General features: G+C 66.9%; 15 protein-coding genes. 11 read left to right on the forward strand and 4 right to left on the reverse strand.

What is annotated here, in order from left to right; translation table 11 throughout:
- Positions 1–69 precede the first annotated feature (69 nt).
- Positions 70–1,545 (reverse strand): ATP-binding protein, encoded by a 1,476-nt coding sequence (locus IB273_RS02485; RefSeq protein WP_192223130.1) that lies wholly within the window; start codon positions 1,543–1,545, stop codon positions 70–72.
- A gap of 226 nt (positions 1,546–1,771) precedes the next feature.
- Between IB273_RS02485 and IB273_RS02490 the strand changes: the two genes are divergently transcribed.
- The 10 genes from IB273_RS02490 to IB273_RS02535 all read left to right on the forward strand — a co-directional run bounded on the left by IB273_RS02490 (position 1,772) and on the right by IB273_RS02535 (position 10,129).
- Complete coding sequence (locus tag IB273_RS02490) at positions 1,772–2,923, forward strand: acyl-CoA dehydrogenase family protein (protein ID WP_192223131.1); 1,152 nt, start codon at positions 1,772–1,774, stop codon at positions 2,921–2,923.
- A gap of 31 nt (positions 2,924–2,954) precedes the next feature.
- Positions 2,955–3,326 (forward strand): hypothetical protein, encoded by a 372-nt coding sequence (locus IB273_RS02495; protein WP_017516776.1) that lies wholly within the window; start codon positions 2,955–2,957, stop codon positions 3,324–3,326.
- Between the two features lie 3 nt (positions 3,327–3,329).
- Positions 3,330–3,830 (forward strand): nuclear transport factor 2 family protein, encoded by a 501-nt coding sequence (locus IB273_RS02500; protein ID WP_412548056.1) that lies wholly within the window; start codon positions 3,330–3,332, stop codon positions 3,828–3,830.
- Positions 3,827–4,990 carry an amidase gene (locus IB273_RS02505; RefSeq protein ID WP_192223132.1) on the forward strand — a complete coding sequence of 388 codons (1,164 nt, stop codon included), beginning with the start codon at positions 3,827–3,829 and terminating at the stop codon, positions 4,988–4,990. Before IB273_RS02500 ends, IB273_RS02505 begins: the two co-directional genes overlap by 4 nt.
- A gap of 10 nt (positions 4,991–5,000) precedes the next feature.
- The gene (locus IB273_RS02510) at positions 5,001–6,284 is read left to right on the forward strand and encodes an aromatic ring-hydroxylating oxygenase subunit alpha (protein ID WP_192223133.1); all 1,284 of its coding nucleotides are present in this window, start codon (positions 5,001–5,003) and stop codon (positions 6,282–6,284) included.
- The gene (locus tag IB273_RS02515; protein WP_081516812.1) at positions 6,281–6,778 is read left to right on the forward strand and encodes an aromatic-ring-hydroxylating dioxygenase subunit beta; all 498 of its coding nucleotides are present in this window, start codon (positions 6,281–6,283) and stop codon (positions 6,776–6,778) included. Before IB273_RS02510 ends, IB273_RS02515 begins: the two co-directional genes overlap by 4 nt.
- Before the next feature lie 10 nt (positions 6,779–6,788).
- Entirely contained in the window at positions 6,789–7,529 is a 741-nt protein-coding gene (locus tag IB273_RS02520) for an SDR family NAD(P)-dependent oxidoreductase (RefSeq protein ID WP_151186743.1), read from the forward strand.
- A 336-nt stretch (positions 7,530–7,865) separates the two neighbouring features.
- The gene (locus IB273_RS02525) at positions 7,866–8,816 is read left to right on the forward strand and encodes a PDR/VanB family oxidoreductase (RefSeq protein ID WP_192223134.1); all 951 of its coding nucleotides are present in this window, start codon (positions 7,866–7,868) and stop codon (positions 8,814–8,816) included.
- A 240-nt stretch (positions 8,817–9,056) separates the two neighbouring features.
- Positions 9,057–9,761, forward strand: a complete 705-nt coding sequence (locus IB273_RS02530; RefSeq protein WP_192223135.1) for a ferric reductase-like transmembrane domain-containing protein — start codon at positions 9,057–9,059, stop codon at positions 9,759–9,761.
- The gene (locus IB273_RS02535; RefSeq protein WP_192223136.1) at positions 9,758–10,129 is read left to right on the forward strand and encodes a cytochrome c3 family protein; all 372 of its coding nucleotides are present in this window, start codon (positions 9,758–9,760) and stop codon (positions 10,127–10,129) included. Before IB273_RS02530 ends, IB273_RS02535 begins: the two co-directional genes overlap by 4 nt.
- A 158-nt stretch (positions 10,130–10,287) precedes the next feature.
- Here the strand turns inward: IB273_RS02535 and IB273_RS02540 are convergent, their stop codons facing one another.
- Both IB273_RS02540 and IB273_RS02545 read right to left on the reverse strand, forming a co-directional pair.
- On the reverse strand, positions 10,288–11,073 hold the full coding sequence (locus IB273_RS02540; protein WP_081516817.1) for a carbon-nitrogen hydrolase family protein: 786 nt from the start codon (positions 11,071–11,073) through the stop codon (positions 10,288–10,290).
- 102 nt (positions 11,074–11,175) lie between these two features.
- A complete protein-coding gene (locus IB273_RS02545; protein WP_192223137.1) occupies positions 11,176–12,858 on the reverse strand; it encodes a flavin monoamine oxidase family protein in 1,683 nt (560 codons plus the stop codon).
- Positions 12,859–13,083: 225 nt separating this feature from the next.
- Between IB273_RS02545 and IB273_RS02550 the strand changes: the two genes are divergently transcribed.
- Positions 13,084–13,512 (forward strand): Lrp/AsnC family transcriptional regulator, encoded by a 429-nt coding sequence (locus IB273_RS02550; RefSeq protein WP_081516819.1) that lies wholly within the window; start codon positions 13,084–13,086, stop codon positions 13,510–13,512.
- Positions 13,513–13,651: 139 nt separating this feature from the next.
- Here the strand turns inward: IB273_RS02550 and lysA are convergent, their stop codons facing one another.
- Positions 13,652–14,896: a diaminopimelate decarboxylase gene (lysA, locus tag IB273_RS02555; protein WP_192223138.1), complete on the reverse strand. Its 1,245-nt coding sequence runs from the start codon at positions 14,894–14,896 to the stop codon at positions 13,652–13,654.
- Between the last annotated feature and the right edge of the window lie 59 nt (positions 14,897–14,955).

Below are 14,955 nucleotides of genomic sequence, written 5' to 3' on the forward strand. Positions count from 1 at the left end.
CCACGGGCGCCGTTTCTTTTTTGCAGTTGTTGCGCAGCGGCCGGCTGAGCCCGCTCCTACACGGGGGCGTCACTCCGCCAACGGCAACTCGAAACAGAACATCGCGCCACACGGCTCGACATTCTCCGCCCAGATATCACCGCGATGCCGCGAGACGATGCTCTGGCACAGCGCCAAACCAATGCCGTTGCCGCTCACCTTCGACGTGAAGAAGCCATCGAACAGCCGTTCCTTGGCGCCGGCATCGATGCCCCGGCCCTGGTCGAGGACTGACAATCGCGCGTTGTTCCCTTCGCTAGAAGTGCGAATGCGCAGCAGGCGGCGCTCTTCGGGGAGGTTGAGCATCTCCTCGATGGCGTTGAAGGCGAGGTTGAGGATCACCTGGCCGACCAGCACCTTCTCGCAGCTCACCCACAGAGGTTCGGCGCAGCGCTCCAGCTCCACGCGCACGTTGCTCGGCTGGGCCTTGAGGCTGATGAAGTAGAGGGTTTCGCCGAGCAGTTCGTTGAGGTCGATGCGCTGTTCGGCCTGCTCCAGCTTCACCACGTATTCGCGCACGCTCTTGATGATCAGCGAGGCGTGCTCGATCTGCCGCACCGCGCTGTCCAGGCCCCAGGCGGCGGAGGCTTCGGTCTTCTGTTCGCGGTCCAGGCGGATCAGCGCGCCCTCGATGAAGTTGCGCGTGGCCGCCAGCGGTTGGCTGAGCTCGTGGGCAATCGCCAGGGCCATCTCGCCCATGGCGTTGTAGCGCGCCAGGTACTCCAGCTTCTGGTCGCTCTGGCGCTGCGCCTGGGCCGCGCGCACCTGCTCGGTGACGTCGCGGAACAGCAGCAGGTGGCCGACCAGGTCGTCCTCGATCTCGATGTAGCGGCAGGTCGCGTGGTGCCAGCGCCATTCGCCGTCCAGGCGCTGCAACTGGTAACTGACGGAATAGGGCTCGCGGCTCGGCGGCTGCATGGCGAGGTGGTGTTCCAGGCGCGGGCGCGTGGCGGTGTCGCAGCGGCCGAGGAAGTTGTGCGCCAGCCAGTCGTCCTGGCTGCCGCCCAGCAGGGGCAGAGCGGATTCGCTCAAGAAACGCAGGTTGCCGTTGGCATCCAGCACCGCCACGCCTTCGGCGAGGTCCTGCATGAAGGCCTTCAGCCGGCTCTCGAAACGCTGCAGGTCGCGCTCGACCTGCTTCTCCTTCGAGATATCGCGGAACTGCACCATCAGCACATCGCGCTCCTGCAGGTGGACGCGGGTGGCGACGGCTTCGGAAAGAATCTCCACGCCCTGCTTGGAGCGGTAGCACCACTCGATGGTGCGCTGCCCGGTGCGCGCAGCGCCTTCCAGCCAGCGCAGGCCGACCGAGCGGCGGTACTGCGGGGCCTTGGCGGTCATGTCCGGCGCTTTCAGCGGCACCAGCTCTTCGAGGGTGAAGCCGAGCACGGCCAGCGCTGCGTTGTTCGCCCAGAGGATTTCCTTGGTCTGCGCGTCGTGGAGGATCACGCACAGCGGCATGGCCTGGAGCAGGGCGAGGAAGTCGTCGGGCTTGGGCTGGAACATCGAGCGTGCTCTCGGAGGCAGGTTCGGATTGGCAGTGGCGTCTTTATACCGCGCAGCGTAGCGCGAAGGGACTGCGGAGTAACCCGGCGCCGACTAGGGGATTTCTTTAGGCATGGGGCTGCACGCACCAATAGTTGGGCGGGCAGGGCGGTTCATACACTGGCCCCAACGACGACCGACCCGCATCGAACGGGCTGGCCCTACAAGAACAACCGGAGATGACGCCATGCTGCGTGCCGCTCTCGCCGAACCGCTCGATGCGGACGGCCGTGCCCTCGAATTCCAGCGCGTACTGGATGAAGTCCGCCAGCGCCGCGAGGAGTTCGACACCCGCTCCTTTGTCCCGCGCGACATGATCGAACGCTTCCGCGACGTGGGCATCTACCGTGCCGCCACGCCCAAATGCTTCGGTGGCGACGCGCTGCCGCCGGCCCAGTTCCTGCGTCTGGTCGAGCGCATCGCCGAAGCCGATGGCTCCGCCGGCTGGGTTGCCAGCTTCGGCAGCGCCAGCACCTACCTCACCGCGCTGCCGCGTCACACCCTTGCTGAACTCTATGCCGACGGCCCGGACCTGGTGTTCGCCGGTGGCCTGTTCCCGATCCAGCCGGCGACCCAGGTGGAAGGCGGCTGGCGTGTCAGCGGTACCTGGAAGTTCGCCAGCGGCTGCAAGGGCGCCGACGTGCTCGGCGTCGGCATCGGTATCGGCGGGCCGGGCGGCAAGCCGCGCACCGCGCTGCTGCGGGCAAAGGATGTGGAGATCGTCGAGAACTGGAACGTGGTCGGCCTCAAGGGCACCGGCAGCCACGACCTGAAGCTGGACAACGCCTTCGTCGCGGACGACTGGACCTTCATCCGTGGCGGCCAATCGAACATCGACGAGCCGCTGTACCGCTACCCGACCATTGCCTACGCCGCCCAGGTACTCGCCGTGGTGAACCTCGGCCTGGCCCGCGCGGCGCTGGACGAGATCACCCGCATGGCGTCGTCCAGCGGCGTGACCGGTGCGCCCAAGCTGGGTGATCGGGCCTACGTGCGCATCGAGATTGGCAAGGCCGAAGCCGAACTTCAGGCCGCGCGCGGCTTCTTCTATGACGCCACCGAGGCCGTCTGGGCATCCATTCTTGCCGGCGATGCGGTCAGCCCGGAGCAGGTCAGCCAGCTGCGCCTGTCCGCCGTGCACGTGTCCCGCGCTGGCGCCGACGTGGTGCGCCGCGCCTACACCCTGGCCGGCACCACGGCGATCTACCTGCACCACCCGCTGCAGCGCTATCTGCGCGACGCCATGGTGGTCACCCAGCACGCTTTCCTCAGCGATGGCATGTACGACGGCGCCGGCGCGGTGCTGCTCGATGTGCCGCCGTTCCCCGGATACATCTGATTCGAACCCATAAGAACAAGGACCCAGAAACATGACCCGTCCGACCACCGAACCCTTGCGCGTACTGTTCTGCATCGGCATCGCCCAGCCGTTCTTCGACCTGCCCACCGGTGAAGGCATCACTGTGTGGAAGGGCTTCTCGCAGATGATGAGTGACCTTGGCGCGCTGCCGGGCATGAACGTGCTCGGCGTGCTGGATGACGACCGCCTGATGGTCGGCCCGTCCACCACCTCGCCCTGGACCGTCTACATCATGGCCGACGTGGACTGCCACCAGACCGTGATCGACGCCTGCAACCTGTTCCGCACCACTCCGGTGGGCGAGTACAGCCTGTGGAAGTACGCCAAGGTCGAGGCGCGCATCGGCCGCCCGCTGACCATTCCCGAAGCCGCGCGGACCTGAGCCATGAGCAGCCTGAGCATGGCCGAGCTGAACCGCCGCCTGGAGACCCTCGAAGGGGAAAGCCAGGTGCGCCGGTTGATGGCCCGCTACATGGACCTCTGCGACGTGCCGCACGCGCCGGTGGCGATGAGCGAGCTGGCCGAGCTGTTCAGCGAGGACGCGGTGTGGGAGGGCATCGGCTCTTCCACGGCGCAGACCTTCGGTCATCACCAGGGCCGCGAGGCGATTGCCGCGTTCGTCTTCGGCTACCTGCCGCCGTCGCCGCACTTCGCGCTGAACCTGCACTTCCTCACCAGCGAGTCGATCCGCGTCGACGGTCGCACCGCTCGTGGGCAATGGATCATGCAGCAGCTTTCGACCTACGCCGAGGGCCACACCGAGCTGTTCGGCACGCGCCTGGACATCGATTTCCGCGAGATCGACGGGCGCTGGCAGATCAGCCACTTCCGCACCCAGCGCCTGTCGCAGCGCCTGCTGGGCAGCGCAGAGGAGACCCGTCCATGAGCACCTTCGTCAGCGAGTTCCTCCTCGGCCGCAACGATAACGGCGACGGCAAGCGCGTCGCGGTCAAGGACAGCATCGACATCGCCGGCTACCCGACCCGTTGCGGCACCCGTGCGCTGGCCGACGCCGCGCCAGCCGAGCGCAACGCCTTCGTGGTCGACGCTGTGCTCAACGCCGGCTGGCAGATCGTCGGCAAGACCAACCTTCACGAACTGGCCTTCGGCGTCACCGGCATCAACGACTGGACCGGCACGCCGATCAACCCGATGGCGCCCGACCGCGTGCCGGGCGGCTCGTCCAGCGGTTCCGCGTCTGCCGTGGCGGCCGGGTTGGCGGATATCGCCCTGGGCACTGATACCGGCGGTTCGGTCCGCGTACCGGCGGCCTGCTGTGGCATCGCCGGGCTGAAGCCGACCTTCGGCCGGGTCAGCCGCGACGGCGTGCATCCGGCGCAGAGCAGCCTGGATTGCGTCGGCCCGTTCGCCGCCAACATGGCCGACCTGATCGCCGCCATGCAGGTCATCTGCCCCGGCTTCGGCGAGGTGCGGATGCCGGGCGAGGGTGCCCGCGTGGCCTTCCTCGAAGTGCCATCGGCGCCGCACATCCAGGCCTGCTTGGGTGCCGCCGCCGACCGCGCCGGCTGGCGCCGCAGCCACCTGTTCCTCGGCGAGTTCGAGGCGGCCTTCCAGGCCGGGCTGGTGGTGATCAACCACGAGAACTGGGCCGCTTATGCGGCGCTGACCGGCAAGGGCCTGATCGGCGCCGACGTCGAGCAGCGCCTGCTGCTGGCCAGCCGCACCACCGACGCCGAGCGCGCCGAGGCCCAGAAGGTGCGCGACGGTTTCACCCGCGCTATCGACGCTGCGCTGGAGGACTTCGAAGTCCTGCTGTTGCCGACCATGCCCGACCTGCCGCCGCTGCTCAGCGATGCGCGCAACGGCAAGTCCGTGGCCGGCATGACGCCTCTGGTGCGGCCTTTCAACCTGAGCGGACACCCGGCGCTGACTGTGCCGGTGGACCTGGATTGCGGCGGGCTGAAAGTCGGCCTGCAGATCGTCGGCCGCAAGGGCGACGACGAACGTGTGTGTGCCTTCGGCGCGCAACTCGAACACAGCCTGGCTGCCACGCGGCCTGCGCAAAAACATAAGAAATCGGCATGAGGAGATGGGCATGAGCGCTCACGAATACCGGCTGATCGCCCGGTCGCGCAGCGTCGAAGAGCTGGTCGGCGACGACCGCGTCGATGTTTCGCTGTACAACGACCCGCAGCTGTTCGAAGCGGAGATGGACAAGATCTTCTACCGCACCTGGGTGTGGGTCGCCCACGAAAGCGAAGTGCGCAACGCCGGCGACTTCAAGACCACCAGCGTCGGTCGCCGCCCGGTGATCGTGGTGCGCGACAAGAAGGGCACTATCAACGTCCTGGAAAACCGCTGCCGCCACCGCGGCGCCACCGTGTGCGAGAAGCACAAGGGCAATGCCACCGGCTTCACCTGCCCGTACCACAGCTGGTCCTATGCGCTGGACGGCAAGCTGCGCGCGCTGCCGTACCCGGACGGCTACGAGGACATCCTCGACAAATCCGAGCTGCCGCTGACCAGCCTGCGGGTCGAGAGCTACGCCGGCATGGTGTTCGCCACCTACAACGACGAGATCGAGCCGCTGGAAGACTTCCTCGGCGGCGCCAAGCACTGGATGGACCTGTTCATGAAGCAGGGCGCCGGCTACCCGATCAAGACCCAGGGCGAACACAAGTTCACCTTCCGCGGCAACTGGAAGATCCAGCTGGAAAACACCACCGACGGCTACCACTTCCCCATCGTGCACAAGTCGTTCATGTCCTCGGTGGATGAAGAGACCGAAGAGATGCTCTCGTTCATGAGTGACGAGCAGGCAGTCACCCACGCCCTGGGCAACGGCCACAGCGTGATGGTGATGGTTCCCGAGCACGTCGACCTCGACCACGACGACGGCACCGAGCAGCTCCAGGAGCGCTTCGCCCACGTCACCGAGGAACTGTCGAAAACCATGCCGCCGGAACAGGTGCGCCGCATCGTCCGTTCGCTGCACGGCGCCGGCTTCAACCTCAACCTGTTCCCCAACGTGGCCATGTCCATGTCGTTCTTCCGCGTGCTGCGGCCGATCTCCGTCACCGAGACCGAGATTCGCCATGTCGCGCTGGGCATGGACGGCGGCCCGGAAATCGCCAACCGCGAGCGCATGCGCATCCACGAGCACTTCCAGGGCCCGTTCGGCTTCGGCAGCCCGGATGACGCCGAGGCCTGGGACCGCGTGCAGCGTGGCTCCTACGCCGGCGTCGACGCGCCGATCCTGGTCAACCGCGGCCTGAACCGCGAAGTGGTCGCCGAAAACGGCGACAAGGTCTCCCACGCCACCGACGAAGGCGGCATGCGCGAGGCATACCAGATGTGGAAAAGGATGATGAGCCAATGAGCAACGACACCCTGAACGGCTTCTCCGGCCCGCTGGCCAAGGCCATCGAGTTCGTCTGGCGCGAAGCCGAACTGCTGGACCGCAAGGACTACGCACAGTGGTCGCAGCTGTGGAGCGAGGACGGCGTCTACGTGGTGCCGATCGACGGCGAGGACGATGACTTCGCCTCGAGACTGAACTACGTCTTCGACGATGCGCGTATGCGCGCCCTGCGTATCGAACGTCTCACCGGCGGCCACTCGCCGTCGGCAGTGGATGCGGCTAAGACCGTGCGCACCATCTCGCGCTTTTCCCTGGTGGAAGCGGCGGGCGACCTGGTCGAGGTGAACTCGGCGCAGGTGCTCTACGCCTACAAGCGCGGCGTGGCGACTCCGTTCATTGCCGACCTGAACCACCGTATCCGCTTCGTCGACGGCCAGCCGCGACTGGAGCGCAAGGTGATCCGCCTGATCAACGCCGAAGACGCGCTCAACGCGCTCGGCTTCCTGCTCTGAGGGCCGCGCCATGCAACGAGTAGCCCTGGTAACCGGCGCCGCACGCGGGCTGGGTGAGGTCATTGCGCGCCGCCTGCACGCTGCCGGTCTGCGCGTGGCGCTCGCCGACCTGAATGAAGAAGCGGTGCAACGCCTGGCCGACGAGCTTGACCCCGAGGGCCGCACGGCTGTCGGGTTGAAGCTGGACGCGCGGGAGAAAGCCGATTTCGAGCGTGCCCGTGACCTGCTCGCCGAGCGCTGGGGCGGCACCGACATCCTGGTGAACAACGCCGGGATGTCCAAGGTGGCCGCGCTCATGGACATCAGCCCGGAGGACTTCGACGCCTCCATGGCGGTGAACCTGCGCGGCACCTTCGTCGCCTGCCAGGTTTTCGGCACGCACTTCGCGGCGCGCGGCTATGGCCGCATCGTCAACATCGCCTCGCTGGCCGGGCAGAACGGCGGCACCGCCACCGGCGGCCACTACGCGGCAGCCAAGGGCGGCGTGGCGACCCTGACCAAGGTGTTCGCCCGCGAACTCTCGGGCCAGGGCGTGACCGTCAATGCCATCTCGCCGGGGCCGCTGGACTTGCCGGTGGTCTACGAGAGCGTGGCGCCCGAGCGCCTGGAACTGATCCTCAAGACCATCCCCACCGGCCGCCTGGGCGACCCGACCTTCATCGCCGACAGCGTGCTGCTGCTCTGCGCGGAGAACGCCGGATCGGTGACGGGCGCCTGCTGGGATATCAATGGCGGGTTGTTCATGCGCTGAGGCTTCGGGCTGAGTGATCGGCGGATAACGCTGCGCGTTATCCGCCCTGCGCTCGGTCCTGGCATGGGTGATGGGCTTCAAGCCCCCTCACCCTAACCCTCTCCCGAAGGGAGAGGGGACCGTCCGGAGCAGGATGAAACCGCATCGTCAGCCGGCACATTCTGCTCCCTCTCCCTCCGGGAGAGGGCTGGGGTGAGGGCAGTGCCCTTGCTCCGAAATCAATCAAACGGAGAGAGGAAACCTCTCTCCAGAGCAACATCGACAACCCGTCCGCTCGTGAAAAAGAGGCCGGAAAGGGGCCACAGAGCCCGCACTCAACGCCTTGCAGGTAACGCCATGATGAAGGTCAGAATCGAAAGGATCGTCGAGGAAGCGCAGGACATCCGTTCCTTGCGCCTCGTACGTTGTGATGGCCAGCCGTTCGACGCCTACGAGCCGGGCGCCCACGTCGACGTCACCGGCCCCACCGGGGTGACGCGCCAGTATTCGCTGTGCAGCCCGCCGGATGACCGCGCGGCCTATCTGGTAGCGATCAAGAAGGAAGGCGCCTCCCGTGGCGGATCCAGCGCGCTGCACGAAGTGCGCGAAGGCATGGAGCTGGACATCGGCGCGCCGCGCAACCTGTTCCGCCTGGCGCCGGAAGCCCGCGAGCACGTGCTGTTCGCCGCCGGCATCGGCGTCACGCCGCTGCTGAGCATGGCCTACCGCCTGAACGCCAGGGGCGAGTCCTATCGCCTGCATTACTTCGCCCGTTCGGCCGAGCACGCGGCCTTCGTCGAGCTGCTGGCCAGCGAGGCCTTCGCCGGCAAGGTGGAGCTGCACTACGGCGTCGAACCCGCCGACCTCGACCGCGTGTTGGGCGAGTGCCTGGAGCGCGCGCCGCAACAGGCCCACGTCTACACCTGCGGCCCGGCGCCGTTCATGAACAAGGTGGTCGAAATCGCCGCGCGCAGCCGCCCGGAAGACGCCATCCACCTGGAACACTTCCAGGCCGACCCGGCCGCCAACGCGGCGCCGACCGGTTCCTTCGAAGTGGAGTTGGCCAGCTCCGGCGTGGTGCTTCACGTACCGGCGGACTCGACGCTGGTGGACGTGCTGCAGGCCCATGGCTGCGACATCGATACCGAGTGCCGCGAGGGCATCTGCGGCACCTGCATCGTCGAAGTGCTGGAGGGCGAGCCGGAGCACCGCGACAACTGCCTGTCGAACAAGGAGAAGGCTGCCAACAAGCAGATCTGCGCTTGTGTGTCTCGTGCCAAATCGGCGCGGCTGGTGCTGGACCTGTAATCCGGACTGCTCTTCGTAGGATGGGTGGAGCGCAGCGATACCCATGCTGCTGGTGCGCGGATTGATGGGTATCGCTTCGCTCCACGCCATCCTGCGTGGTGTTTCCTGGCGCGCGGAGCGCCCCGTGGGTTCGCTTCTGCAGGGGATGGCACAGCTGGCAATCCGTCTGGCAGACAGCGACACCCACATGCCGCCTGCACTTGCTAGCCTCCGGCAATAGCCCCACGTTCGGAGTCCCCCATGCCTGCGTTGATCGCGCGCCTGGCACTTGGCTGCCTGCTGCCGGTCGCCGTCCTCCTCGGCCTCGGCGCCATGCCGGGGCTCGGCTATGCCTGGGATTTCGCCAACGCCGCCGGGCTGCTCGGGGCCTGCCTGCTGGGGCTGCTGTTCGTTATCGGTGGCCGCCCGCAACCGCGGCCGCTCTACGAGGGCAAGTTCTTCCTGCGCCTGCACCGCGACCTGGGCTTTGCCGCCGTTGCGTTGCTGCTGGTGCACATCGTTGTGCTGCTGGTCGATGAGCCGCTACTGATCGAAGAGCTGCTGCCATCCGCGCCCGGCTACATGCAGGCCGGGCTGGCGTCGGCCATCCTGATGCTGGTGCTGGCGGTATCCAGCCTGAGCCGCGTCCGCCCGCGCTGGAGCAGCAGCGCCGCTTCGTTCCGCCGCTGGCATTACGGCGGCAGCCTGCTCGCCCTGTCGCTGATGGCTGTCCATGTGCTCGGCGCGGGCTACTACAGCGGCGGAGTCTGGAAGGGCGCGTTGCTGGTGGCGCTGATGCTGGCGGTGGCCCTCTGGCCACGCCTGCCCAAGCCTGCCAACGGCGTCAGCGGTCGCAAGCGCAACACCGCGCAGCGCGCCACCTGGTTGGTGCTGGCGGCCAGCGTGTTGATCATCGGCCTGTCGGCGCTCTACAGCGTGCTGGCGAATCTGGAGCTGCCACTGTGAGGCGCGTCTGGATCGGGTTTTCAGTTACCGCAGTCATCGTGCTGTCGGCAGGGGCGTGGTTCGCCCATGAGCACTGGCAGCGCAGCCGCCCGCTGCTGCCGCTGGCGTTCCCCCATGAGCCGCACGCCTCGGTGAACTGCATCACCTGCCACCACGACTACCAGGACCAGTCGCCCTCGGTCTCCGGCAACCGCACCTGCATCCTCTGCCACAAGCAGAGCCCGGCGCTGGCCGCGCGCATCGAGGCGGATTTCCACCAGCTCTGCCAGAGCTGCCACCTGCAGCGCCTGCAGTCTTTCCATGCCAGCGGACCGGTGCGCAGCTGCCAGGCGTGCCACCGTGATACAGCCGGGAAGTCGTACCCGTAGCACCACGGAGAGCACACACCTGTAGGAGCGGGCCATGCCCGCGAACGGCGGACAAGGTCCGCCCTTCGCAGTTGGAAAAGGATGGCGCTGCTTTCGGGCTGGTCGCAGGCATGGCCCGCTCCTACAAAAGCTGGCCCGGCATCAAGCCGGGCCTTTTTTCAGCTGCGATACAGCACCGGCCGCCGCAGGTGCACATAGCTGTACCCCTCACGCGCCAGGGCGATGCGGTGCGGGTCCAGTTCGGCCACCAGCAATTCCTCGCCTTGCTTGGCCTTGGTCAGCACCTGGCCATCCGGGGCGACGATGCTGCTCAGGCCGCAGTATTCGATCTCGCCCTCGCTGCCGACGTAGTTGGCGTAGGCCAGGAACACCTGGTTCTCGTAGGCGCGGGTCGGCACCAGCACCTGGGCGACGAATTCGTAGGGGCGCATGTTCGCAGTGGGCACCAGCACGACATCCGCGCCGGCCAAAGCGAGCGTGCGCACGGCCTCGGGGAATTCCACGTCGAAGCAGATCAGCAAGCCGACCTTCCAGCCGTCGAGCTCGAAGATCGCCGGCGGCTCATCGGAGGCGCTGAACTGGCTGCGGTCGAGGTCGCCGTAGAGGTGGGTCTTGCGGTAGTTGGCGCGGCGTTCGCCCTGCCGGTCGATCAGCTGCACGCTGTTGAAGATGGCGTCGCCGTCACGTTCGGGATAGCCGTAGAGGATGCCGAGCTTGTGCTCGCGGGCGATCTCGGCGATGCGCAGGGCAGACGGGCCGTCGCAGCTTTCCGCAAGCTCCGCGACACGCTTCGCGCCGATGTTGTAGCCGGACAGGTACATCTCCGGCAGCACCAGCAGGTCCGCACCGTTCTGCACCGCCTGTTGCGCGGCCTGCTCCAGGCGGCGCAGGTTGCCGGCGACGTCGTCGGGGCCGGGAGGGCACTGGTAGAGGGCGAGGTACATGGGGTTCTCCTTCGAAACGCGCAAGGCCGGGATCAGGCAGTTTGCACCCGATCCCGGCCCCGCGCGAGCCACTGTTCAGTCAAGGCAGGGGAGCGGCGCGGATCAGTCCGGCAGTTCCATCGGGCCCAGTTCGGCGAAGCGGTCGCCGGGGCCGGGGTTGTCCGGATGGGTCGCGCCGCCGAAGTGCTTCATGATGCCCCACACGGCGTTCAGCGAGGTCTGCACCGCGCCTTCCACCCAGGCCGGGGTCCAGGACACATCGTCGCCGGCGATAAAGATGCCGCGCTGCTCGGCGGGCATGTCGTCCTGCATGAAGTGCGCATACATGCGCTGGTTGTAGCGGTAGTGGCCCGGCAGCGCGCCCTTGAAGGCGCCGAGGAAGTGCGGGTCGGCCTCCCAGGACACGGTGATCGGGTTGCCGATGATGTGGCCGGCGATGTCGACCTTCGGGTAGACCTTCTTCAATGCATCCAGCGCAAGCTGCACGCGCTTCTCCACCGGATGCGGGAGCATCTTCATGGCGTCGCTCATCCAGGAGTAGGACAGGCAGATCACCCCCGGCTTGTCGTCGCCGTTGTCGAACAGGTAGGTGCCGCGGGTGAGGCGGTCGGTGAGGGTCATGCTCATCACGTCGCGGCCGGTCTGCGGGTCCTTGTCCTTCCAGAACGGCCGGTCGACCATCACGAAGGTCTTCGAGGACTGCATGTAGCGGGTGCGGTCCAGGGCCATCCACATTTTCTGCGAGAACAGCGCTTCCTCGCACTCGATCTGGGTGGTCAGCAGCCAGGTCTGGCAGGTCGCGAGGACGGCCGCGTAGTGGCGGGTGTCACCCCAGTAGTCGGTGACGGCGAAGGTGCCGTCGGCGGCGCGGGCGATCTTCTTCACGCCCGGACGCGGCGCGCCGTTGTGCAGGGTGGCCAGGGAGGTGCCGGCCGGCCAGTGCGCGCATTGCTCCGGCACATGGCTCCAGATGCCGCGTGGCACCTGCTCGACGCCGCCCACGACCAGATGCTGGTGATCGTCGCAGTTGGTCATCACCACGCGGAAGATTTCCAGCATGGAGTTGGGGAAGTCCGAGTCCCAGCCGCCGGTGCCGAAGCCGACCTGGCCGAAGATTTCGCGGTGACGGTAGGACAGACGCGAGAAGGCCTTGGAGGTGGCGACGAAGTCGTAGAAGGTGCGGTCGTCCCACTTGGGCACCAGTTCGTCCCACAGGGCCTTGAGCTTGACCGTGTCGCGCTCGCGCAACGCATCCTGCACCTCGGAGAAGCGCGCGCCGTCTTCCAGCGCTTCGGCCCAGGCCTGGGCGACTTCGCGGAAGATTTCCGGCAGGTCGGCCATCTTCTCGGCGTAGTGGCTGGTGCCTTCCAGGTCGACCACGGTGCTGCCCGAGGCCGGGGTCAGCGGGTTGGGGAAGGGCCGGGTTTCCAGGCCGAGCTTGTCGACGTAGTGGTAGAAGGCGGTGCTGGAGACCGGGAAGCGCATGCCGCCCAGCTCGGCGATGATGCCGTCGGCGCCTTCGAAGGTCTCCGAACGCAGCCGGCCGCCCATCTTCGAGGCCTCGTAGACCACGGGTTTGAGGCCCATCTTCATCAGCTCGTAGGCCGCCACCAGGCCGGAGATGCCGGCACCGACGATGGCCACTTCCTGGCCGTGCTTCTCGGCGGGGATGCTGCCCAGGCCGGCGGGGTGCTCGATCCAGTCGTCGAAGGCGAAGGGGAAGTCGGGGCCGAAGATGGTCACCGGTTTCTTGCCGGGGGTGTGGGGGTGGCGGTTCTTGTGCATTGGGGTATTTCCTTCTTGTTCGACGTGCCGGCTTGTAGCACCAGCTTGGCAAGGCTTTCTGCGACCCGCCGGGGCCAGTCGATGGATGGCGCGCGGGCAAAGAAATGGCGAGCTGTGAGGGCTCGCCGTGGCGTCCACTATTGCAAAGGACGTCGTTGAAATGAACCTGACAATCTGCAAGATTGTCGGGAGCTTTCAGGCAGATTGACCAATACCATGAGCAATATGACGAAAAATGCCGACACGGCCTTGCTGAACCTGCTGCGCGCCAATGCCCGCGAGTCGATCTCCGAGCTGGCGCGCAAGCTCGGGGTGTCGCGCTCCACGGTGCAGAGCCGTATCGAAAGGCTGGAGCAGCAGGGCGTCATCACCGGCTATTCGATCAAGGTGTCGGACAGCTACGCGCAGTCGCTGGTGCGCGCCCACGTGCTGGTGACGGCGCTGCCCAAGCTGTCGCACCAGGTGGTGCAGGCACTGGAGAAGATCGCCGAGGTGAAGACACTGCATTCGGTGAGCGGCAACTTCGACATGATCGTGATAGTCGAGGCGCTGTCGATCCGCGACCTGGACGCGGTGCTGGACCGCATCGGCGCGCTGGACGGGGTGGAGCGGACGATGTCGTCGATCATTCTGTCGACGCGCATCGATCGGTGAGGGGCGGACGCTTCCGGCAGAGGGCGGGCTTTGCCCGCCTTTCGCGTGCAGGGCACGCTCCTACAGGTTGAGCACTGACTGTAGGAGCGGGCCACGCCCGCGACTCGCCGGCAGGGCCGGCGGATCGTGACGGCGGGGATCAGCCCAGATCTTCTTCCAGGGCCAGCAGCTCTTCCACGCGCTGGCGGCGGCGGATCAGCTTCGCGTCGGCGCCTTCGAGCAGCACCTCGGCAATCAGCGGGCGGCTGTTGTAGTTCGACGACATGGACGCGCCATAGGCGCCGGTGTCCTCGATCAGCAGCAGGTCGCCGACCTGGGCGCGCGGCAGGGCGCGGGGGATGACCACGCCGCCATCGCCCTGGGTGAACACGTCACCGGATTCGCACAGCGGGCCGGCCACCACGGTATCGATCACCTCGCGACTGGCGACGTCGCCGGCCAGCACGCGGATGCCGTGGTAGCTGCCGTACATGGATGGGCGCATCAGCTCGTTGAAGCCGGCGTCCACCAGCACGAAGTGGTTGCGGCCGGCGTCCTTGGTGGCGCGCACTTCGCTGAGCAGGCAGCCGGACTGGGCGACCAGGTAGCGGCCCGGTTCGATCTCCAGGTGCAGCTTGTGGCCGACCACGGCCTCGGCGGCCTTGCGCGCCTTGTCCCACAGCTGGAAGTAGTGCGCGGTGTCCACTTCCGGGTCGCCGGCGCGGTAGGGGATGGACAGGCCGCCGCCGGCAGAGATGCCGGACAGATCATGACCGGCGTCCTTCACCTGCTGCACCAGGCCGAGCATGGCTTCGCCGACCTGGGCCAGGTGGCCGTAGTCGACGCCCGAACCGATGTGCATGTGCAGGCCGACCAGACGCAGGCCGCGCTCGCGGATCACGTCCAGGGCGGCGCGCAGGTCGCTGTGCCAGATGCCGTGCTTGGAGTGTTCGCCGCCGGTGTTGGTCTTGTTGCTGTGGCCGTGACCGAAACCGGGGTTGATGCGCAGCCACACCGGATGACCGGGGGCGACCTCGCCCAGCTGGCGGAGCATGTCGATGGAGCCGGCGTTCACCGGGATGCCGTGCTCGACCACGGTTTCCAGGGTGGTGCGGTCCAGCAGGTCGGCGGTGAAGACGATCTCGGATTCATCCTCGCGGCACGAGTAGCCGGCGGCCAGGGCACGCAGCAGTTCGCCCTGGGATACCGCATCGACCTTCACCCCCTGTTCGCGCATCAGGCGCAGGATGTGCAGGTTGGAGCAGGCCTTCTGGGCGAAGCGGATGATGTCGAAGCTTTTCAGGCGCTCGATCTGGCCGCGGATGGTGGCTGCGTCGTAGATCCACAGCGGGGTGCCGAATTGCAGGGCGAGCTGTTCGGCGCGGGGCAGGGCGAGGAAAGTCATGAATGGGCTCCGAAGGTAGATGGCGCTAGTCTACCGGCCCTTTGCATGGCTGAATAATG

Origin of the sequence: Pseudomonas sp. PDM19, assembly GCF_014852215.1 — a bacterium.
Classification (GTDB): domain Bacteria; phylum Pseudomonadota; class Gammaproteobacteria; order Pseudomonadales; family Pseudomonadaceae; genus Pseudomonas.

What these genes read in the sequence shown, in the direction of transcription:
- IB273_RS02490 (WP_192223131.1), top strand. Translation starts at nt 1,772, where the DNA reads ATGCTGCGTGCCGCTCTCGCCGAACCGCTCGATGCGGACGGCCGTGCC.
- IB273_RS02485 (WP_192223130.1), bottom strand. Translation starts at nt 1,545, where the DNA reads ATGTTCCAGCCCAAGCCCGACGACTTCCTCGCCCTGCTCCAGGCCATG.
- IB273_RS02540 (WP_081516817.1), bottom strand. Translation starts at nt 11,073, where the DNA reads ATGTACCTCGCCCTCTACCAGTGCCCTCCCGGCCCCGACGACGTCGCC.
- IB273_RS02500 (WP_412548056.1), top strand. Translation starts at nt 3,330, where the DNA reads ATGAGCAGCCTGAGCATGGCCGAGCTGAACCGCCGCCTGGAGACCCTC.
- IB273_RS02515 (WP_081516812.1), top strand. Translation starts at nt 6,281, where the DNA reads ATGAGCAACGACACCCTGAACGGCTTCTCCGGCCCGCTGGCCAAGGCC.
- lysA (WP_192223138.1), bottom strand. Translation starts at nt 14,896, where the DNA reads ATGACTTTCCTCGCCCTGCCCCGCGCCGAACAGCTCGCCCTGCAATTC.
- IB273_RS02525 (WP_192223134.1), top strand. Translation starts at nt 7,866, where the DNA reads ATGATGAAGGTCAGAATCGAAAGGATCGTCGAGGAAGCGCAGGACATC.
- IB273_RS02510 (WP_192223133.1), top strand. Translation starts at nt 5,001, where the DNA reads ATGAGCGCTCACGAATACCGGCTGATCGCCCGGTCGCGCAGCGTCGAA.
- IB273_RS02530 (WP_192223135.1), top strand. Translation starts at nt 9,057, where the DNA reads ATGCCTGCGTTGATCGCGCGCCTGGCACTTGGCTGCCTGCTGCCGGTC.
- IB273_RS02495 (WP_017516776.1), top strand. Translation starts at nt 2,955, where the DNA reads ATGACCCGTCCGACCACCGAACCCTTGCGCGTACTGTTCTGCATCGGC.
- IB273_RS02545 (WP_192223137.1), bottom strand. Translation starts at nt 12,858, where the DNA reads ATGCACAAGAACCGCCACCCCCACACCCCCGGCAAGAAACCGGTGACC.
- IB273_RS02505 (WP_192223132.1), top strand. Translation starts at nt 3,827, where the DNA reads ATGAGCACCTTCGTCAGCGAGTTCCTCCTCGGCCGCAACGATAACGGC.
- IB273_RS02550 (WP_081516819.1), top strand. Translation starts at nt 13,084, where the DNA reads ATGACGAAAAATGCCGACACGGCCTTGCTGAACCTGCTGCGCGCCAAT.
- IB273_RS02520 (WP_151186743.1), top strand. Translation starts at nt 6,789, where the DNA reads ATGCAACGAGTAGCCCTGGTAACCGGCGCCGCACGCGGGCTGGGTGAG.